14 protein-coding genes and 1 tRNA gene are annotated in these 19,703 nt (G+C 61.8%); 8 read left to right on the forward strand and 7 right to left on the reverse strand.

Annotated features, from left to right (window positions below):
* The gene (locus EDD78_RS12445) at positions 1 to 1,419 is read right to left on the reverse strand and encodes a glycoside hydrolase family 18 protein (RefSeq protein WP_132085156.1); all 1,419 of its coding nucleotides are present in this window, start codon (positions 1,417 to 1,419) and stop codon (positions 1 to 3) included.
* Positions 1,419 to 2,126: a 5'-methylthioadenosine/adenosylhomocysteine nucleosidase gene (locus EDD78_RS12450; RefSeq protein WP_132085157.1), complete on the reverse strand. Its 708-nt coding sequence runs from the start codon at positions 2,124 to 2,126 to the stop codon at positions 1,419 to 1,421. The genes EDD78_RS12445 and EDD78_RS12450 overlap by 1 nt, the downstream gene beginning before the upstream one ends.
* Positions 2,127 to 2,359: 233 nt before the next feature.
* Here EDD78_RS12450 and uvrA point away from each other — a divergent pair, with 233 nt between their 5' ends.
* The gene (uvrA, locus tag EDD78_RS12455) at positions 2,360 to 5,179 is read left to right on the forward strand and encodes an excinuclease ABC subunit UvrA (protein WP_079697927.1); all 2,820 of its coding nucleotides are present in this window, start codon (positions 2,360 to 2,362) and stop codon (positions 5,177 to 5,179) included.
* Between the two features lie 55 nt (positions 5,180 to 5,234).
* On the opposite strand, the gene EDD78_RS12460 is transcribed toward uvrA, so the two are convergent.
* Positions 5,235 to 6,716 carry a DUF4417 domain-containing protein gene (locus EDD78_RS12460; RefSeq protein ID WP_165873224.1) on the reverse strand — a complete coding sequence of 494 codons (1,482 nt, stop codon included), beginning with the start codon at positions 6,714 to 6,716 and terminating at the stop codon, positions 5,235 to 5,237.
* A 354-nt stretch (positions 6,717 to 7,070) separates the two neighbouring features.
* On the opposite strand from EDD78_RS12460, the gene EDD78_RS12465 reads away from it, so the two are divergent.
* From EDD78_RS12465 to EDD78_RS12485, 5 genes are all read left to right on the forward strand, one after another.
* Positions 7,071 to 8,369 (forward strand): MFS transporter, encoded by a 1,299-nt coding sequence (locus tag EDD78_RS12465; RefSeq protein ID WP_132085159.1) that lies wholly within the window; start codon positions 7,071 to 7,073, stop codon positions 8,367 to 8,369.
* Positions 8,370 to 8,514: 145 nt separating this feature from the next.
* Positions 8,515 to 9,204: a response regulator transcription factor gene (locus tag EDD78_RS12470; protein WP_079697924.1), complete on the forward strand. Its 690-nt coding sequence runs from the start codon at positions 8,515 to 8,517 to the stop codon at positions 9,202 to 9,204.
* Positions 9,191 to 10,180 carry a sensor histidine kinase gene (locus tag EDD78_RS12475; RefSeq protein WP_132085160.1) on the forward strand — a complete coding sequence of 330 codons (990 nt, stop codon included), beginning with the start codon at positions 9,191 to 9,193 and terminating at the stop codon, positions 10,178 to 10,180. The genes EDD78_RS12470 and EDD78_RS12475 overlap by 14 nt, the downstream gene beginning before the upstream one ends.
* Before the next feature lie 81 nt (positions 10,181 to 10,261).
* Positions 10,262 to 10,951, forward strand: a complete 690-nt coding sequence (locus EDD78_RS12480) for an ABC transporter ATP-binding protein (RefSeq protein ID WP_132085161.1) — start codon at positions 10,262 to 10,264, stop codon at positions 10,949 to 10,951.
* Positions 10,948 to 13,479 (forward strand): ABC transporter permease, encoded by a 2,532-nt coding sequence (locus EDD78_RS12485; protein ID WP_132085162.1) that lies wholly within the window; start codon positions 10,948 to 10,950, stop codon positions 13,477 to 13,479. Before EDD78_RS12480 ends, EDD78_RS12485 begins: the two co-directional genes overlap by 4 nt.
* A 60-nt stretch (positions 13,480 to 13,539) precedes the next feature.
* On the opposite strand, the gene EDD78_RS12490 is transcribed toward EDD78_RS12485, so the two are convergent.
* Together EDD78_RS12490 and EDD78_RS12495 are read right to left on the reverse strand one after the other, a co-directional pair.
* A complete protein-coding gene (locus tag EDD78_RS12490; RefSeq protein ID WP_165873225.1) occupies positions 13,540 to 14,298 on the reverse strand; it encodes a tyrosine-protein phosphatase in 759 nt (252 codons plus the stop codon).
* Between the two features lie 293 nt (positions 14,299 to 14,591).
* Positions 14,592 to 14,682: transfer RNA gene (locus tag EDD78_RS12495), tRNA-Ser, on the reverse strand.
* Between the two features lie 171 nt (positions 14,683 to 14,853).
* Here EDD78_RS12495 and EDD78_RS12500 point away from each other — a divergent pair.
* Both EDD78_RS12500 and ybaK read left to right on the forward strand, forming a co-directional pair.
* Positions 14,854 to 16,512, forward strand: coding sequence for a M23 family metallopeptidase (locus tag EDD78_RS12500; RefSeq protein WP_165873226.1), 1,659 nt, complete (start codon positions 14,854 to 14,856; stop codon positions 16,510 to 16,512).
* A 398-nt stretch (positions 16,513 to 16,910) separates the two neighbouring features.
* Positions 16,911 to 17,399: a Cys-tRNA(Pro) deacylase gene (ybaK, locus tag EDD78_RS12505; RefSeq protein WP_132085165.1), complete on the forward strand. Its 489-nt coding sequence runs from the start codon at positions 16,911 to 16,913 to the stop codon at positions 17,397 to 17,399.
* Positions 17,400 to 17,443: 44 nt separating this feature from the next.
* Here the strand turns inward: ybaK and EDD78_RS12510 are convergent, their stop codons facing one another.
* Together EDD78_RS12510 and EDD78_RS12515 are read right to left on the reverse strand one after the other, a co-directional pair.
* Positions 17,444 to 18,541 carry a hypothetical protein gene (locus EDD78_RS12510; RefSeq protein WP_132085166.1) on the reverse strand — a complete coding sequence of 366 codons (1,098 nt, stop codon included), beginning with the start codon at positions 18,539 to 18,541 and terminating at the stop codon, positions 17,444 to 17,446.
* 16 nt (positions 18,542 to 18,557) lie between these two features.
* Positions 18,558 to 19,670 (reverse strand): GGDEF domain-containing protein, encoded by a 1,113-nt coding sequence (locus EDD78_RS12515; protein ID WP_132085167.1) that lies wholly within the window; start codon positions 19,668 to 19,670, stop codon positions 18,558 to 18,560.
* Positions 19,671 to 19,703 lie beyond the last annotated feature (33 nt).

The raw sequence follows: 19,703 nt of genomic DNA on the forward strand, positions 1-19,703 counted from the left end.
CTAGCGAAGACTTTGCAGCAGCGAGAGACGGTCGGGCGCCGGCAGGTCCCCGCCAAGGTGATATAAAAACACCTCGCCGAATCCTTCCAGCGCCGCGAAGGCGGCCTTGTCCCGCGCGAGGGCCGGGGAATTATAATAGGCCCCATCCGCTTCATTTTGGGCGTAGCCGAGGGCCGCGTCCCGGTAGAGCGGCCAGCTGGCGCTTCCATCCAGCGGCCGGCCGTAGGTCGGGATGCCAAGACAGAGCTGTGCGGGGGCGAAGCCCGCCCCGCGCGCCTTGGCGGCCGCCTCGTAGGCCGCCAGATAGGTGGAATGCCGCCCGCCGTCGTCGAACTGATCGTAAGCCATCAAATTGAGCGTCGGCAGCGCCGCCACCGCCTCGGAGCTGAGATATTGGCAGTCCCCGGGATAGAGGGCGGCGCTGAGCAGAAGCCCGCGCTCCTCCAGGGCCTTTGCCGCCTCGGTGATCAGCGCGCTGTAGAAGGCCCACTCCGACTCATCCTTCGGGGTCTCCCAGTCGAAGTCGATCCCGTCAAGGCCGTACTCCTCGCAGTGGGCGATCAGCGAGCGGATCAGCGCGCTGCGGCGCTCGGGGGTCGCGACGCTCTCCCCGGCGCTCCCGGCGCGCACCAGCTCTCTTGCGGGATAGAAGGTGCTTAAAATCTTGGGTCCGTCCTCCCCGGCATACTCCTTCAGGGCGGCGAGCAGGGCGGGGTAGTTTTGATCAATCACCTGCACCTCGCCCTGTGCGTCCCAGCAGGCGCCGGTGATGAGCGTCACCTGCCGCAGCAGCGCCAGGCTCTCCCGGTATTCTCCGAGGGCCTTTGGCTTAGTGGAGGCGGGCAGATAGGCCGAGGCGGGCAGGCCCTGTTCCAGCAGCCCGAAGGCGGTTTCATCGAGACATACCCCCTCCTCGAGCGGGGTGACGGTGAGGGTAAACCTGTCCGCCTCAGTGTCGTCGAAACGGCAGATGATCCCGCCGGTCAGGCCCTCTTTGGGCAGGGGGGAGGAAGATTCCGTATTCGCGTCGTAGAGCACCCGGCCCCCGGCCTCCACCTTGATTTGGCAGCGCCCGATCGGGGAGACGCGCAGAAAATTGAGCGTCGTCCCCGGCGCGAAGGTGAAGCTGAAGGTGCTCTCCTGCGGGATTTGCAGGAAGGTGCCGTAGTAGCTGTCAAATAGAGGCTCGAGGTCCACCCCCTGCGGTCCCAGAACAGAGAGCGGGGCGGGGTAGGGCCCCTGCGGGCGCGAAGATTGCAAAGCCTGCGCGGGTTCCTGTATATCCGCTTCGGAAGAAGCAGCAGGGGAGGACACAGCGGGCGGGGGAGGGGATTCCTCTCCCTTTCCGCAGCCGCTCAGCAGCAGCGCGGCCGAAAGGAACGCCGCGAGCACACGGGATACACGGTACGCGCGGTACATCAGAGCGCGCTCCCGTCGTCCTGCGCGAGGATGCCGAGCACCGTCCGGGCTGAGAGCAAGCCGGCGTGGCTGATCAGATTGTCATAGCTCTCGTTGGCGTTTTCGTCCGCGCAGTCGGACATGGCCCGGATCACGAGGAAGGGGCAGTCGTTCACCAGCGCCGCATGGGCGACGGCGGCGCCCTCCATCTCGCAGCAGAGAGGCCGATACTTTGCGATTAGCTCCCGCTTCATCTGTGAGCTCTCCACAAAGTGGTCCCCGGTGAGCACCCGCCCATGGTGCACCCGCACGGGGGCGCCGTCCGGCTTCTGGAGCGCTTCGGCGGCTTTGATGGCGCGCCCGGCCAAAATGGCGTTCGCCTCATAGACGGTGGTGAAGGGGTAATACTTATGATAGATCGGGGCGTCGATGTCGTAGCGGGTGACGTCCTTTGAGATTACCAGGTCGAGCACCTGCACCCCCTCGCCCAGGGCCCCGGCAATCCCGGTGTTGATCACCGCCGTGGCGCCGAACTCGCGGATCACGATATTCGTGCAGATGGCGGCGTTGAGGGTCCCGATCGAGCATTTGCAGAGCACGGCCTGCCGTCCCCCGAGCTCGCCGCGGTAGATGGTGGTGCCGCAGCAGGCCTTGCTTTCATGGACCTCGGTGCGCTCGAGCAGGGGCAGCAGCTCCTCGTCGAGGGCCGCGATGATGCCGTAAATCATCAGGATAGCTCCTTTTTTATCGAATTTAGAAGGATTATAGCATGTTTGCCCGCTTTTTACAAACTTTGCCCTTACCCAAAAAAGGCAGGAAAACCTTCTAAAAGAACTCGAAGTGTTCAAAGAACGCAAGGCGTTCTTAAATTGTCTTGAGCGAACGCTCAAGACAATTGACTTCTAAAAAGATTATGCTATAATCAGAAACGAAAGTATGTTCGCTGTTGGGAGGCATTTTTTTGGCGACTGATAAAATTGTAATAAAGGGCGCGCGGGTACACAATCTGAAAAATATCGACGTGACCATCCCGCGCGATAAGCTGATCGTTTTCACCGGGCTGTCGGGGTCGGGCAAATCCTCGCTGGCGTTCGACACCATCTATGCCGACGGGCAGCGCCGGTATGTCGAAAGCCTCTCCTCCTACGCCCGGATGTTCCTCGGGCAGATGGACAAGCCCGACGTGGACCAGATCGAGGGGCTGTCGCCCGCCATTTCGATCGACCAGAAGACCACCTCGAAAAACCCGCGCTCCACCGTGGGCACGGTTACCGAGATTTACGACTATCTGCGGCTGCTCTATGCGCGGGTGGGCGTGCCGCACTGCCCGGTCTGCGGGCGCCAGATCAAGCAGCAGACGGTGGACCAGATGGTGGACCAGGTGCTTTCGCTGCCCGGGGGGACCAAGATCCAGGTGATGGCTCCGGTGGTGAGGGGCAAGAAGGGCGAGCACACCAAGGAGCTCGACCGCGCCAGGCGCGGCGGCTATGTGCGCGCGCGGATCGACGGGAACATGTACGAATTAAGCGAAGAGATCAAGCTGCAAAAGAATTTCAAGCACAACATCGACATCGTGGTGGACCGGCTGGTGGTCAAGGAGACGATCCGTACCCGGCTGGCCGATTCGATCGAGACCTGCCTCTCGCTGACCGGCTCGCTGGTGCTGGTGGATGTGCAGGATGGGGAGGAGATGCTCTTCTCCCAGTCCTTTGCCTGCCCCGAGCACGGAATCAGCATCGAGGAACTAAACCCCCGCATGTTTTCCTTTAACAACCCCTTCGGCGCCTGCCCCAAGTGCACGGGGCTGGGCACCTTCATGCAGGTGGACCCCGATCTCATTATCCCCAAAAAGGAGCTTTCGATCCGCGAGGGCGCGATCAAGGCCAGCGGCTGGTACTACGCGCCCGACTCGATGAGCGCGATGTACTACGAGGGCCTGGCCGAGGCGTACGGCTTTTCGCTGGACGTGCCGGTGCGCGAGCTGCCGAAGAAAGCGCTGGATGTGCTGCTCTACGGCACAGGCGGAAAGAAATTTAAGGTGGTGCGGGGCAGCGGGGCGATGACCGGGGAATATATGACCGACTTCGAGGGGATCGTCAACAACCTGGAGAGGCGTTTTCGCGAGACCAACAGCAACTGGATGCGCGAGGAGATCACCTCGGTGATGACCGCGGTGCCCTGCCCCGAATGCGGCGGGCGGCGGCTCAAAAAGGAGTCGCTCTCGGTGCTGATCGGGGAGCGTAACATCACCGAGCTGTGCGATTTGTCGGTGGTGGGGATCCTCGACTTCTTTGAGCACCAACATTTTACCGAGCATGAGATGCGCATTGCCGACCAGATTTTAAAGGAGATCCGTGAGCGGCTGGGCTTCCTGCGCAGCGTCGGGCTTGGGTACCTCACCCTCTCGCGCTCGAGCGCGACCCTCTCGGGCGGCGAGAGCCAGCGTATCCGCCTGGCAACCCAGATCGGTTCTTCCCTGGTGGGGGTGCTCTATATCCTGGACGAGCCCTCGATCGGGCTGCACCAGCGGGACAACGACAAGCTGATCGCCACCCTCAAGCGGCTGCGGGACATCGGCAACACCCTGATCGTGGTGGAGCACGACGAGGACACCATGCGCCAGGCGGACTGGATTTTGGACATCGGCCCAGGCGCCGGGGTGCATGGGGGAGAGGTGGTCGCCCAAGGGACGGTGGAGGACATCATGGCCTGCAAGGAGTCGCTGACCGGCCAGTACCTCTCGGGCGCGCGCAAGGTCGAGGTGCCGGCCACCCGCCGCACAGGCAGCGGCAACACCCTGGAAATCCTGGGGGCCGAGCAGAACAATCTGCAAAAGATCAATGTGAAGATCCCGCTCGGCACCTTCACGGCGGTGACCGGCGTTTCCGGCTCGGGCAAGAGCACCCTGGTCAACGAAATCTTATACAAACACTTAGCGAAGTATTTGAACGGCGCCAAGGGCAAGGCCGGGAAGTTCCGTGAAATCAAGGGGCTTGAGCACCTGGATAAGATCATCGACATCGACCAGTCGCCCATCGGGCGCACCCCGCGCTCCAACCCCGCGACCTATACCGGGGTCTTTAACGACATCCGCGAGCTGTTCGCCCAGACCGCCGACGCCAAGGCGCGGGGCTACACGGCCTCCCGCTTTTCCTTCAACACCAAGGGCGGCCGGTGCGAGGCCTGCGAGGGCGACGGGATCATCAAGATCGAGATGCACTTCCTGCCCGACATCTTCGTCCCCTGCGAGGTGTGCGGCGGCAGCCGCTACAACCGGGAGACGCTCGAGATCAAATATAAGGGGAAGAATATCTACGACGTGCTGGAGATGACGGTGGAGGAGGCGCTCGAGTTCTTCGGCCCGCTGCCCAAGATCCGGCGCAAGCTGCAGACCATCGTGGACGTGGGGCTGGGGTACGTCAAGCTCGGCCAGCCGGCGACCACCCTGTCGGGCGGCGAGGCGCAGCGGGTGAAGCTGGCCACCGAGCTTGCCAAGGTTTCCACCGGGAGGACCATCTATGTGCTGGACGAGCCGACCACCGGGCTGCATACCTACGACGTGCACAAGCTCATCGGGGTGCTCCAGTCGCTGGTGGACGCCGGGAACACGGTGGTGGTGATCGAGCACAATCTGGATGTCATTAAAACCGCCGACCATGTGATCGACCTCGGGCCCGAGGGGGGCGACGAGGGCGGACGTGTGGTGGCCACCGGTACCCCCGAGAAGGTGGCGGCCTGCAAGCGCTCCTATACCGGGCAGTACCTCAAAAAAATGCTGTAATCCAAAAAGCGCCCCGCAGCTTGATCAAGCTGCGGGGCGCTGGTATGCTGCGGGATCAGATGGTGCGGTCGGTGACCTCTACCCTTGTGATGATGTCGCGCAGCCGCTCGCCGTCGATGACGTACTCGAGCGCTTCGTCCGGAGTGTCGTACCACCCCTCGGTCGCCTCGGGATTGTCGATCAGGACTTGGGTGATTAAAATCTGAATGGGGGAGTCCGGCGTTTTTTGGAGCTTTGAAAAGATGCCAAAGGTCTTGTCCTTCCAAACAAATTCGATTTCTGCCCCACATTGTACGCTCCATTTAAACTCGCTGATGGTTTTAAAGCGATTGTCCTCCAAACGCTGTTCCTCGGACCGGTTGTCCGGCACGAATGTGATCATATCGTCCATAGTCTTTAACCCTCCATATTTTTTAAATACCGGAGCGCCGTCCGGATAATTAATCGGCGGCTCTAGGTCTGGAAAGCCCTTAGACCAATCTATGATGTGGTCGTGGGGATCAGTATGTTTTGCTGGATTACCGTGAACCGAATGATGTCTTTCTATAATCGCCCTGCCGTCTTCTCCTATTTTGGTTTCTCTGTGATAGCCTCCTCCTTTTCCGCCTGTCTGAGATTGTTTTATCTCGCCCGGTTTACCCACAAAACGTTCGTCATCCGGTTTCGCAGGCGTCCACTTACCGCCGTGGACGCTGCCCATCCCCTTATGGGCGGGCGGGTTGCACGGAATATACCCTGATTTGATTACGATGCCGCTGTCCTTTGGCAGCGGCTTCTCCCCGAGGATATAGGGAAGATATTTGGATGGGACATAATCGTCGTTTTGATATTTCCAGGAGGAGAGCTCATAATCGACAAAGATGATGTTCCCCTCCATCTCGGGGAACGGCTCATTGTAGCAGATGATCCGCTGAGGCTCCAGCCGCCTCATCATCTCCCGATAGCCTTTGAGAAAAAATTCCTTTTGATCCGCGTGGTTGCCGTGCGCACTCACCATATAGGTGGAAACCGCCACCGTGCTGCCTTTGGGGATCCCCATAAAACAAAAATCAAAGGTGTTTTCTTCCCCCCAGCTCACGGTCGGGACCACCCGCATGCCTTTGCTGGCAAAATATGCGCCGCACCAGCGGTTGCGGAAGACGTTGTAGAGCTGGAGCACCGGAGTCATTTCCGTGTAGATGCTAAAGTCCGGCGAGAGCACGGCGCGATAGCGCCGCAGCTTTTCAATGTCGCTGTCCGGGCTCTTCCAAACCCGCTCAAATTTGTAGTCGTAGAGGAAAAAGTGCACCATCCGTTCCAAAAGATTATTGTTCTCCAGCTTTGTACGGTCAAAGCCAATCAGCCGCAGGTTTTCAAAGTCCGCCTCGGAAAATTCTGCCTTGGGGATGAGGGGGATTTTCCAAATATCGGCCCCATCAAACTGATTGCGCAGCAAGAGAGGGCTGGTACGGTAATTGTAGTTTTCCTGTGTCATAAGTGATTCTCCCATGCAATAATTTAAAGAATGCAAAGCATTCTTGGAATGGCTCGGACGCAAGTCCGAGACAATGTCCTGCCATATGTGGGAGAAAGTGATGAAACAATGAAACACCGCCATGCACTTTTTTACACAGTTTTTTATATTCTATCACACAACCGCCCTGCCGGTCGAGCGTCCCTATAGGCAAGCGGCAAAAATTATGCTATGATGGTTTGGCGGCCTGTTCTGGGCCACGTGCCAGAATCCGCTTCAACCGGCCGCAAGAGAAAGGAGCAGCGGGATGAGACTCTGTATTGTCGCCCCTCCGTGCAAGGTCTGAGACCGGACGAGACTGCACGGAGCGGATCACTTATATTCGTCCGCTGGGCTTTGCACGTTTCAGGATGATTCTTTGAAACGAGGGGCAAAGTCATGTTTAAAAATTTTCGTACATCCTTTGGGGAGCTGCGTGCTTTCCTGATCCTTTGGAGCACCCAGGCCCTTTCCGGGCTGGGCAGCGCCATGACCAATTTCGCACTGGTGCTCTGGGCCTATCAGCGCAGCGGCTCGGCGCTGGTGACCTCCCTGCTGGCGGTCGCCTCCTATGCGCCCTATGTGCTGCTGAGCATCTTCGCCGGGGCCCTGAGCGACCGGTGGGACAAGCGGCGCACCATGCTGGTCTGCGACAGCGTCGCCGCGCTGTGCACCCTGACGGTGCTGATCCTGCTCACATTGGGCCGGCTCGAGGTCTGGCATCTCTACTTGCTCAACGCCCTAAACGGCCTGATGAACACGGTGCAGCAGCCCGCCTCGGACGTGGCGGTCAGCCTGCTGGCGCCGAAAGCGCAGTACCAGCGCGTCGGCGGCCTGCGCTCGCTTTCCAATTCGCTGGTGACCATCCTCACCCCGGTCTTCGCCGCCGCGCTCTACGGCTTTTTGGGACTACGGGCGGTCATCTGGGTGGACCTCGGCTCGTTCGCGCTGGCCTTCCTGGCGCTACTGTGCCTGATCCGGATCCCTCAGCCGCCGCGAGACGGGGAGAGGCGGGAATCGGTGTTCCAGTCGGCGGCGGCCGGGCTGCGGTATCTGCGCCGCAACCGGGGGATTCTCGATCTGATCCTGTTTTTATCCATCATCAACCTGACCGCCTCGATCTTCAACGCCGCCCTGCCCGCCATGCTGCTCTCCCGCCCGGGCGGCGGGGAGCGCGCGCTTGCGCTGGTGAACACCGTGACCGGCCTGGCCTCGCTGGCGGGCAGCGTGCTGGTGTCGCTGCTGCCCGCGCCCAAGAGCCGGGTGAAAGCCATCCTCAACAGCCTGCTCTTCTCGATGAGCACCGAGAACTTCCTGCTCGCCTTCGGGCGCAGCACACCGGTCTGGTGCCTGGCGGCGGTGCTGGGCTGGCTCTTCATCCCGGTGATGAACGCCAACATGGATGTGCTGCTACGCACCAAAATCCCGTTGGAGATGCAGGGGAGGGTCTATTCGGCCCGCAACACGCTGCAATTTTTCACCATCCCCTTGGGCTACCTGCTGGGCGGGCTGCTGACCGACCGGGTATTCGAGCCCTTTATGGCAGCACAAGGGCCCCGGAGCCTTTGGGTGCTGCTCTTCGGCGGGGGGAAGGGCTCGGGGGCCGCAATGCTTTTTCTAGTTATCGGATTGTTCGGCTCGCTTTCCTGCCTGCCTTTCCGGGCGGACCGGCATATCCGGCGGCTGGAGGAAGAGTAGGACAAAAATACTTACCAAAGAAACGGCGCGGCTGCGGCTGCGCCGTTTCTTTTGCTTGTACTATTTGCCTTTTCAAAATATAATTGAGGTACCGGACGCTGCCTTTGGGCGCCGGTTATAAACCTAAAAAGATTGGTGAACCGAAATGAAACGGATATTTTTGGTTGAGGACGACAGGGAAATTGCGAAGAACCTCTCGAGGCTGCTCTGCGCGGAGGGCTTCGCCGTCACCCATGCCTCCACGCAGCGGGAAGCCGGCGACCTGCTCGCCGGGGGCGGCAGGTTTGACCTGGCGCTGGTCGACGTCTCCCTGCCGGACGGGAACGGCTTCGCGGTCTGTACGCAGATCAAACAGGCGCAGGACATCCCCGTGATCTTCCTGACGGCCTTCGGCGATGAGGCGAGCGTCGTCACGGGGCTCAACATGGGGGCGGACGACTATATCACCAAGCCGTTCCGTCCGCGCGAGCTGGTCGCGCGGATCGGGAGCGCCCTGCGCAAGGCCGGGCGCACGCCGACGGCGTTTGAAATCGGCGGGCTCTCGGTCGACACGGCCAGCGGGACCGTGAAAAAGGGCGGGGCAGAGGTCTTCCTCTCCGCGCTGGAATACCGACTACTGCTCATCTTCCTTTGCAACCCCAAAAGCATTCTCACGCGGGAGCGGCTGTTGGATGAGCTTTGGGACGCGGCGGGTGAATTTGTCAACAACAATACCCTGACCGTCTACATCAAACGGCTGCGCGAAAAGATCGAGGACGACCCGGCCGATCCGAAGATCATCCTGACCGTGCGCGGAACCGGGTACCGGCTGGGAGGTGGCTATGTTTCGAGGTAGGGAGGTCCGGCGTTTTGCCGTTTTGTTTCTCGTCATCACCGCCGCGGCCGCGGCGGCGGGCTTCGCCATCCGTCCGGCGGCGGGGGCCCTGGCCCTCGCCCTGTCCGCCGCCCTTGGGACGGCGTTTTTTGCGTTCACCAAGGCCCGGTACCGGAGCATCGCGCGGCTTTCGGAGCAGATCGACCTGGTGCTCCACAACGCCGAGCGCCTGTATATCAGCGAGTCGGACGAGGGGGAGCTCGCCATCCTGCAAAGCGAGATCACGAAAATGACGCTGCGCATCCGGGAGCAGAACGAGGCGCTCAAAAGGGAGAAGGGGCGGCTGGCCGAATCCCTCGCCGACATCGCCCATCAGCTGCGCACCCCGCTCACCAGCGCGAACCTGATCCTGTCCCTGCTGAAAAACAGCCCCGAAGAAAAAGAGCGCAAGGCCCTGCTGCGGGAGACGGAGGAGCTGTTTTTAAAGATGGAGTGGCTGATTGATTCGCTCTTAAAGCTGTCCCGGCTGGATGCGGGAATCGTGGAGTTCCAGAGCGGGCGGATAGACGTAAACGCCCTGATGAGCGCCGCGCTGCGCCCGTTCCTCATCCCGATGGAGCTGCACGGGGTCCAGGTAACGACCGACCTGCCGCGGGGGATGGAGATGATGGGAGATGGGGACTGGCTTTCGCAGGCCGTCCAGAACATCCTGAAAAACTGCATGGAAGGTGCGGGCGACGGTGGGAGGATCAAAATATCCGGCGCGGATACTCCGCTGTATACCGAGATTGCCATCCGCGACAGCGGCCCGGGGTTTGAAAAGGAGGACCTGCCCCGGCTGTTCGAGCGATTTTACCGGGGGAAGGATTCGGGCGCCGCAGGGCACGGTATAGGGCTGGCGCTCTGCAAAACGATCATCACCCGGCAGGGCGGGACCATCACCGCGAAAAACCATCCGCAGGGCGGCGCGGTGTTCACCATCCGCTTTCCAAAGTGACAAATCTCTCACCGGGAAGTCACCGGGCTGTAAGGAGGAAGTCCTATCATAGAGGTAAACCACCGGAGGGAGGCGCATATCATGGAGTTTTTAAAAGTTGAGGACCTGTGCAAGGTCTATGGCAGGGGGGACAGCCGGGTGGCCGCGCTGGACCATGTTTCCCTCTCCATCGGGAAGGGGGAGTTCGTCGCGATCACCGGCTCTTCCGGCTCGGGCAAATCCACCCTGCTGCACGCGATGGCGGGGGTGGACGTGCCGACGAGCGGCAGGGTTTACCTGGACGGGCAGGACGTTTATGCGGGGAGCAGCGAAAGCCTCGCCATCTTCCGCAGGCGCCAGGTCGGGCTGATCTACCAGTTCCACAACCTGATCCCCACCCTGGATGTGGTGGAAAACATCACCCTGCCGGTCCTGATGGACAAGCGAAAGGTCAACAGGGAGCGGCTGGAAGAGCTGCTGGAGCTGCTCGGGCTCCAGGAGCGAAGGAACCACCTGCCCAACCAGCTTTCGGGCGGCCAGCAGCAGCGCGTCGCCATCGGGCGCGCGCTGATGAACGCGCCGGCGGTCTGCCTGGCCGACGAGCCCACCGGCAGCCTGGACAGCCGCAACGGCCAGGAGATCATCCGCCTGCTCAAGGAGAGCCACCTCAAATACCGCCAGACGCTGATCATCGTCACCCACGACGAGAACATCGCGCTGCAGGCGGGGCGGATCATCACCATCGCGGACGGGAAAGTGGTGCGGGATGAAAGGCAGGCGGCGCGGGGATGAACATCTTTCATAAAGTGGCCCTGCAGGGGCTCAAAAAGAACCGCGCGCGCACGCTGGTGACGGTTGCCGGCGTGGCGCTGTCCGCCGCCTTGATCACGGCGGTGGCGGCCTTCGGCACATCGCTGCTAAATTTTATGGTCAACGGCTCGATTGCAAAATGCGGCGGCTGGCACGTCGAATTTCCGGATGTGGGCGCCTCCTTCGTGCAGGAGCGGATCCGCGAGAGGGAGGTCCTGTCCGCCGCGGCGTTCCAAAATATCGGCTATGCCGCGCTCGATGGCCTGAAAAGCCCCGAGAAGCCCTATCTTTTTATCGCCGGGTTCGGCGGGCAGGCCTTCGACGCCCTGCCCGTCACCCTGATTTCCGGCAGGCTGCCGGAAACCAGCGGGGAAATCATCATCCCCTCCCATGTCTCGGTGAAGGGCGGCGTGCGCCTGAAGGCAGGCGATACGCTCACCCTCGCGCCCGGGACCCGCCGGGCCGGGGACGAGACGATGAACCAGCACGACCCCTACCGCCCCGGCGGGGAAACGCTGGCGCCCGGGCGGGAGAGAACCTATACGGTGGTGGGCACCTATGAAAGGCCGGGCTATGAGGAGCATACGGCCCCGGGCTACACCGCGATAACGAAGGCGGACCCGGGAGGTGCGGACAGCTACAGCCTGTTTGTAACGCTCAAAAACCCGCGCGCCGCCCGGGACTACGCGGACCGGACGGCGGGCGCGGGCGATTATGTGCTCAACGAGGACGTGCTGCGCTTCCTGGGCGCTTCGGACGACAGGCTGTTCAACACCCTGCTGTATTCGGTCGGCGGGGTCCTGGTCGCGATCATTATGATCGGCTCGGTTTTCCTGATTTACAATTCCTTCAACATCTCGCTCAACGAGCGCACCCACCAGTTCGGCCTGCTCATGTCGGTGGGCGCCACCAAAAAGCAGCTGCTCAGTTCGGTGCTCTTCGAGGGGGCCTGCATAGGGGCCGCCGGGATCCCGCTCGGCGTGCTGGCGGGAATTGCCGGCACCGCGCTTCTGCTGCCCGTCGTCGCAAGGAATTTTGGCACCATCACCAGCAGCAGCGTACCCCTGACCCTGGCGGTGTCCGTCCCGGCGCTTGCCGCGGCGGCGGCAATCAGCCTGGTTACCATTCTGATTTCGGCCTACATCCCGGCCCGGAAAGCCGCCGGCACGCCGGTGATGGCGTGCATCCTCCAGACGGGCGAGATCAAGACCGGGATGAAGGCGGTGAAGCCCTCAAAGCTCGCGCAGCGCCTGTACGGCCTGGAAGGGACGCTCGCGCTCAAAAATTTTAAGCGCAACAAAAAACGCTACCGCAGCGTCGTGCTCTCCCTGACGCTGAGCGTGGTGCTGTCCGTGGCGGGGAGCGCGTTTGGTGCCACGCTCAAACAGCTCGCCAAGGAATACACCGTGGAGATGGACGGCGACGTCAGCTTCTACACCCAGGAGATGGAGGAAAACGAGCTGCTCACGCTGTATCAAGAGCTGAAAACCGCCGCCGGCGTTTATGGCAGCACCTACCAGGCGGACCTGACCTATCCCGGCAGGACGGGCGGCCTTCCGGCAGATTTTTTGGGCGCCTACCGGGAAGCGGTGTCGGATGAAAGCACGGGAGAAACGCTGGAGCTGCCGATCGACGTGCAGTTTATCGAGGATGGCATCTACTACGATTTCATCGAGGGCCTCGGTCTGCCCAAGGCGGAATATACCGGGCCCAACGCAAAAATTTTGATGATTGGGATGAATACCGCCGAGCACAGGACGTATTTCACCGGCAGCACGATGGACTTTACGTTTTACTCCGCCGGCGGGGAAGGGGCGCTGACGGTGAGCGGCACCTTTGTGGATCGCTATCCGCTGGATACCCTGCCGAAAGATTCCATGCCCGATTACCTTTTTATGGCGGTCGCCCCGTGGCAGCAAAAGCCGCGGTTCGACGCGCTGGGCGGACGCGCGACGTTTGGCCTGACCTTCTGGTCGGATAATCCCGCCCGGTCGATGGCACAGATGCAGGCGATGATCGGGGAAGCGGGCGTCGCGGCCGATTATACCCTGCTCAACCTGTCCACGACCGTCGATTTGTTCCGCAGCGCCACCTTTGTGGTCGATGTGTTCACCCGTGTTTTTGTCGTCATGATCTCGCTGATCGCGGTTGCCAACGTGTTCAACACGATCTCCACCAACATCAGGCTGCGCCGGCGCGAGCTCGCCATGCTCCGCTCGGTGGGGATGTCCGAGCGCGGCTTCAATAAGATGATGAATTTTGAGTGCGCCTTCTACGGCATGCGCACGCTGCTGTTCGGAGTGCCCCTGGCCGGGCTCCTCGCATGGCTGATTTACAAAGCGATGGCGCTCGGGGAAAGGCTGGAGGACCTCGCCTTCGTGTTCCCGTGGGGCAGTCTGGCGGCCAGCGTGCTGGGCGTGTTCTGTATCGTTTTCATCACCATGCTGTACGCCACAAGCAAGATCAAAAAGGAAAATATCATCGACGCGCTGCGGGACGACATGACCTGACCGGGATGCCGGCAATGAGAAGGGGCCTGCTGTACGGATCGTACAGCAGGCCCCTTCCGTTTAGATGGGCTCGGTCAACGCCGTTTTGAGCAGCTCCTGCTGCTCCAAAGAAAAGCCCGCTCCCTCCAGGAGGGTGCGAAAGTCCCGCTGGTCCAGTTCGCCGAGCAGCTTTAAGATGGTTTCGGGCTGCGATGCAAGACAGCTTTGAAGTATGGCGGGGTCGGGGATCAGCGCGCGGATGGACTGCGGGATGGAGGAGAGCTTCTGGTTGAAGCCGTCGGCGTTATAGGTGCTGCTGACCATATAGTCTGCGACGATGTCCTCGCGCGGGACGCCGCACAGGTAGAGCAGCACCGCGGCGATTATGCCGGTGCGGTCCTTGCCGGCCGAGCACATGAAGGCGACGCTCCCCGCGTCCAGCCGTCCGGCGATGGCGCGAAGGACTTCAGCGCAGCAGGGCAGGGAGTCGAACAGCATCTTCCCGTAGTCGAGCAGCATGCTGTCCAGCATCCTTTTTTCACCCGTGCCGGGGCCGGGAAGGACGCCGTCCAGCTCCCGCATGAGCGGGAAGTGAAGGGCCAGGACCCCTTCGGGCGGGGAGAGGGGGGCGGACTGTGTTTCCGGCAGGCTGCGCAGGTCGATCACCGTTTTGAGCCCTCGGTGAAGCAGCAGCGCCCAGTCCGCCCGGCTGAGGGCACAGAGCGCGTCGCTGCGGTATAGCAACCCCCACCTGGTGCAGCGGCCGTCGGCGGTGGGATAGCCGCCCAGGTCCCGGAAGTTGTGGGCGCCCTGTAGCGGGATTCGTTTGAGATTGGGCAAAGGACAGACCTCCTTTTGAAATGCGGCGCCAGACGGTAAAGCGGGCCGGGCAGGTTGGATTTTTCTCCCGGCCACCGCTTTCATTATAGGACAGTGCGGGAGCGATTGCAAAATAAATTTCGTGGTGGACGGCGGGGGCCTGCGCGCGGGCTGAGGAACCCGCCGCAGGCGGCTTTGAATTTACAAATTTATTGCGCCGTCCGCGAATGAGATCAAATCGGGCGGAACGCCGCAGCGCGGCGCGCAACCCAAAAAAGAAGGAATTTTGTCATATGACAAAATTCCTTCTTTTTTGGCGGAGCGGGTGGGATTCGAACCCACGGGACCCGCAAGGGCCCAACTGATTTCGAGTCAGTCCCGTTATGACCACTTCGATACCGCTCCATATATCGTCCTTGATGAACGCTCAATTATTATATCAAACTGTATCAAAATATGCAAGAGATAATTTATTTTTCTGGCGGCTTAACTGCTAAAATTTGGTTGTCAGGAGGGGGCCGGTATGCTAGAATAATGTTATCTGATACCAGCGCTGTGAGAGGGGGACGATCGGCGGTGGATTTTTTCGACGAACAAATGGACCGGTTCGGCGAGCGGCTGCGTGCGCTCGCCAAGGTGATTCTGCCGGTTGCTTTTCTGCTGATCCTGCTCATCTGCTTTCTGGTGGGCAGCACGGCGCATAACAAAAGGCTGAGCGCCATGCTGACGGGGGAGATCTCGCTCTCCGCCCCGTCGCTGATCACCCGGTCGGGCACCTACGTCGAGGGGGGCGTGCTGATGGACCAGCTCGGCGCTCTGATCGCCGAGGCCACGCGCGCGAGCGTGGACAAGCGGGACCTCACATTCCTGTTCAGCATAGATTTTAAGCAGGCGGACGGCAGAAGCGTCAAGCGGATGTTCTACGAGGATCCGCAGCATGCCGACAGCTACATCTGCCGGCGCGAGGGGTACTATGTGCGCCTGCCCCGCGCCTCCGTGGACGCGGTCGTGACTGCCCCGGCGCTCGAGGGGCTTTACACCTACGCCGTGCCGCCCACCCTTTCACTGAGCAGCGACAAGCGCACCGAGACGCTCACCCCTGCCACCGCGCAGTGGGAGGTGCGCATGCTCGACGGGCAGTTCCACACGGTTGCCCCGCCCGCGCCCGGGGATGCTCCGCTCTTCGAGAGCCAGGGGGCCTTCCGGTGCAGCTATAAGTTTTCCGTCGCGCCGGTGAGCACCATGATTGAAGTGCTGCGCGACGGGCAGACGGTTTTTAGCGGGAGCAAGGAGGAGATCGGTTCCTTCGCGCCCGACCGCGACGGGCTTTACACCTACCGCTTCACCGCCGTCTTCGAGCAGGAGGGGGCGGACTTCCGGGGGAGCTGCACCTACGAGGTGGATGTCCACTGCGCGGTGCCCCGCCATCTGGGGGTCAGCGGCAGCTGGAGCTATCCCGGCGAGCTGGTCACCCTCTATATGGCGGGCGGGCAGGAGGAGGACTTTGCGGCCTCCTGGGCCTTCGGGGAGGCCGGGGTCTTTCAGTACCAGGACTACCGGGTGGCGCTGCTGCCGGTTCCGCTGAGCGCGCAGTCGGTGATGCAGCCGGTGGAGGTGCGCTACGGCGAACAGGGGCGCGGCACGGTCAAGCTGGACTTGAAGGCCAAGGATTTCGAGGTCATGCACATCACCGACAATGCCAGCTATGTGACCAACGCGGACTACAACCGCCAGGCGCAGCAGCAGTTTTCCGAACGGATCGCCCCGCTGCTGTCCCAGCGCGGGGAGGAGTACCTGCCCGACGGGCCCTTCCAGCGCCCGCTGGAGGGGGAGATCATCACCCCGTTCGGGGCGGTGCGCTATATCAACCAAAGTACCACCGGCTCGGCCAAGACCGGGATTGACATCAAGGCGGCGGTGGGCACGCCGGTTTCGGCCGCGCAGCGGGGGAAGGTGCTGCTTGCCGAGAACCTGACCATGACCGGGAATACGGTGATCATCGAGCACGGCTTCGGGATCAAGAGCTGGTACTACCATCTGGACACTCTGTCGGTGCAGGCGGGGGACGAGGCAGAGGCGGGGCAGCAGCTGGGCACGTCGGGGCAGACGGGGTTCGCCAGCAGTCCGCGGCTCTGCTTCTCGGTGAGCGTGGACGACGTTTACATCAACCCCCAAACGGCGTTCCAGAAGAAGCTGATCGATCCGCCGGCGGCGCAGTTCCGGGTGATCGAGTAGGATCGGGATTCTTAAGGGTCCAAGACCCTTGAGCGGGTGCGGGCGGCGCCCGCGGTCCTTTCCGGGGTGTTGACGCCCGCGGTTATAATAACCCCCCAAAGATCAGGAAGGGGAGTGCCGACGTTCCAGTGGAACGTTGGCACGTGGGGAAACCCTATCAAGGGGTTTTCCCATGGCGGCAGGGCCGCCATTCTTTCGCGGAGCGAAGTGCTCCGTCTTTTTCTTTTGCAGCGGGCGGCAATGCCGTTGCGGGGTTTCGCCCCCGCAATCTCACCACCGGTCTGCGGCCGGTGAACAGCTCCGGCCCCCGGCCGCCCGGGAGTCCTCCCCTGCGGCGATAGCCAACGACAGCATGTTATGCTATAATATTCTCATCGAGCAGGAAAGGTGGCCCCGCCATGCCGCAGAAAAACCTCAAAACCAACGCCATGCGCATCCTCGAGCGGGAAAAGGTGCCCTACCGCACCTATGAATACGAGACCGGCGACGGCGCGATCGACGGCGTGTCGGTCGCCCACAAGCTCGGGCAAAACCCGGACCAGGTCTTTAAAACCCTGGTGACCAAGGGCGCCTCGGGCGGTTACTTCGTCTTTGTGATCCCGGTGGCGCGCGAGCTCGACCTGAAGGCCGCCGCCCGCGCGGTGGGGGAGAAGTCGGTTTCCATGATCCCGGTCAAGGACATCAACGCGGTGACCGGCTATATCCGGGGCGGGTGCTCCCCGGTGGGGATGAAAAAGCCCTACCGCACCGTGCTCGACAGCTCCTGCGAGGGGCAGGGGACCATCATCGTCAGCGCCGGGAAGATCGGCCACCAGGTCGAGCTCTCACCCGCCGACCTTATGCGGGTGTGCGGCGCTTCCCTGGCGCCTCTGACCCTGTCGGAATAAACGGAAGACGCCGTGGCAAGTAATCCTGCTTGCCACGGCGTTTTTTAGTTTTGGGCGATCTCCTGGTTCGCGAGGTACTCGAAGCCGCCGTCCTCCTTGGGCCGCACCGAAAGGACGTAGCGCTCCGGCCGCGACTGGATCGCGGGGCGGCCCTCGTCCCCGGCCAGGTAGGTATAGCCGGCGTCGAGGTCGAAGTCATCGAAGCCGTAGACGATCAGCAGCCGGTCCGCCTCCTCTTTTATCTCGAAGACGCGGGTGGTCACCGTATACGCGCCGCCGAGGCCCCCCTCGTAGTGATAGGTCCCGCTCGCCTCCCGCCAGATCCCCGTACCGGCGCGCAGCTGTGCGGACGAGATGGGAAAGTGCTCCTGGATCACGCCCTCGAAGACCTCGGGCGGGAAGTCCCCCTGCGGGTAGTCCTGCCAGAGCCGGTCCATCCCGTAGCTCAGCTCGAAGTAATAGGCCATCTGCCCCGCATAGGTCTGCGGCAGCCCGGCCTCCCAGGTCTGGCCCAGGAGGTTGAATTCGAGATCGCGCAGGTAACGGTCATAGGCCGCCAGCCGCTCGTCCCCGAAGTCCTCGCCGCGAAAGTCGAGCGCGAGGTCCCCGCCCTCCCGCCCGTCGCGCAGGTAGAGCACCGCGTTGGAGAGCAGCTCCATAAACGGCACGTCGGGGTTTTCAAAGCGTCCGCTCTCCTGGCCGCTGCCGTAGGGGTAGGTGACGGATGAGACGGAAAGGACGCCGCCCTTGACCTGCAGGCGGTGGCGGGTGTAGTCGTAGGCCGAGAAGTCGGTGACGGCGAGCTCGGCGTCGCCCCCGTTCTTCCAGGCGGCGAGCAGCGCGTTTACCTGCTGCGGGTCGATCACCGCGCGGCGCAGGCAGAAGCCGGTCAGGTTTTCCCCGCGCTCGAGCGCCTGCATGAATTCGGGGAGATGGGTCATGGATTCGTAATCGAACACCCCCACCGGCTCGGTCTCGGGCGGCTGGGAGGCGCTCTCCTCCTTCGAGGATTCGGAAGGGGACTCCATCGAAAGGGAGGTCCCGCCTTGCGGGGGAGGCGTCCCTTCGCGGGAGACGCAGCCGGTCACAGCGAAGAGGGCGCCCAGCGCGGCCAGCAAGGCCGCGCCAATTTTATATTGCATGAAGGATCATCTCCGGTTATTTTTCTTCGGGGTACTTGAGGCGCTTGCGGCGGTACATGTCGCTGTCGGCCTGGCCGATGAGCGCGTCGAGGCTGCCGGAGTCCTCGGGATAGCGCGCGCAGCCCACACTGACCCCCAGAAAGGGCTTGCGCCCGAGGCTGGGCGAGACCTGGGCCAGCCGCCGCGCCAGGGCCTCGGGTTCCCCAAACGGGCAAAGCGCGGAAAATTCATCCCCGGCGATCCGGTACAAAGTGCCGTCCTCCCCGAGCGCAGTCTGCGCGGCCTTGGAAAAGGCAATGAGGTATTCGTCCCCCACGAGGTGGCCGTACTGGTCGTTGACCGTCTTGAAGCGGTCCAAGTCGAGATAGAGGAAGCAAAACGGCCGCTTGTCGCGCAGCAGCGCCTCGGCGTCGCGGTAGAGGCAAAGCCGGTTGCGCAGTCCGGTCAGGCTGTCGGAATAGACGGTGCGCTGCAAGGAACGGATACGCTGCGCGCCGCTGACCGTAGTGTCCAGCAGGCGGTAGCACAGCAGCGCGTTGTAGGCGGTCACCACAAGGGCCAGCAGGCGCAGCACCATGTACTGCGGAAAGACGAAGGCGAAGTGTATACAAAAGATGGTGACGAACCAACAGATGCTGGTTTTCAGCAGGTTTAAGCTGGTGCTCTGTTCCATCCCCTCCAGCACCGGCAGGAAGCGCCGGCGCACGAAACGCAGAAAACGCGGGGTCAGCAGCAGAAAGATGACGCTCTGCACGAGCAGTGCGACATTTTCAAAGCCTTCGCCGGGGTGCAGCGCCTTGGAGAGATGCACCGAGACGGCAAAGGCCGACAGGGTATAGATCCAGGCGCAGCACATGACGATGATGCAACGGCGCAAGGGCCCTTCATAGAGTTTATACAGCGGCAGCAGGTAGAGAAAGCCCAAAAAAACGAACAGCCCGTTGCCGTTGCCGAAGAAGGGGAGCAGGCCGAGCAGCAGCATGGCTGCGGCGACCAGCACAATGGAAAAGCCGGCCAGGGACAGCGCGGTGATAGCGCCGGAATACCGGCGCTTGGAGCAGCTGTCTGCGGTCAGCAGGTTGACAAAGATGATTTCAAAGACGACGGCGAGATAAACGGCAAGCTGCATGGGAACCTCCGAAAGAGATGTAATGATTCAAAA

The sequence above is a fragment of the Harryflintia acetispora genome (assembly GCA_004340125.1).
GTDB classification, from domain to species: Bacteria; Bacillota; Clostridia; order Oscillospirales; family Ruminococcaceae; genus Harryflintia; species Harryflintia acetispora.

Excerpts from the sequence above, each read along its gene's own strand:
- EDD78_RS12445 (WP_132085156.1), bottom strand. The coding sequence starts at position 1,419 with ATGTACCGCGCGTACCGTGTATCCCGTGTGCTCGCGGCGTTCCTTTCG.
- EDD78_RS12450 (WP_132085157.1), bottom strand. The coding sequence starts at position 2,126 with ATGATTTACGGCATCATCGCGGCCCTCGACGAGGAGCTGCTGCCCCTG.
- EDD78_RS12465 (WP_132085159.1), top strand. The coding sequence starts at position 7,071 with ATGTTTAAAAATTTTCGTACATCCTTTGGGGAGCTGCGTGCTTTCCTG.
- EDD78_RS12470 (WP_079697924.1), top strand. The coding sequence starts at position 8,515 with ATGAAACGGATATTTTTGGTTGAGGACGACAGGGAAATTGCGAAGAAC.
- EDD78_RS12475 (WP_132085160.1), top strand. The coding sequence starts at position 9,191 with ATGTTTCGAGGTAGGGAGGTCCGGCGTTTTGCCGTTTTGTTTCTCGTC.
- EDD78_RS12480 (WP_132085161.1), top strand. The coding sequence starts at position 10,262 with ATGGAGTTTTTAAAAGTTGAGGACCTGTGCAAGGTCTATGGCAGGGGG.
- EDD78_RS12485 (WP_132085162.1), top strand. The coding sequence starts at position 10,948 with ATGAACATCTTTCATAAAGTGGCCCTGCAGGGGCTCAAAAAGAACCGC.
- ybaK (WP_132085165.1), top strand. The coding sequence starts at position 16,911 with ATGCCGCAGAAAAACCTCAAAACCAACGCCATGCGCATCCTCGAGCGG.
- EDD78_RS12510 (WP_132085166.1), bottom strand. The coding sequence starts at position 18,541 with ATGCAATATAAAATTGGCGCGGCCTTGCTGGCCGCGCTGGGCGCCCTC.
- EDD78_RS12515 (WP_132085167.1), bottom strand. The coding sequence starts at position 19,670 with ATGCAGCTTGCCGTTTATCTCGCCGTCGTCTTTGAAATCATCTTTGTC.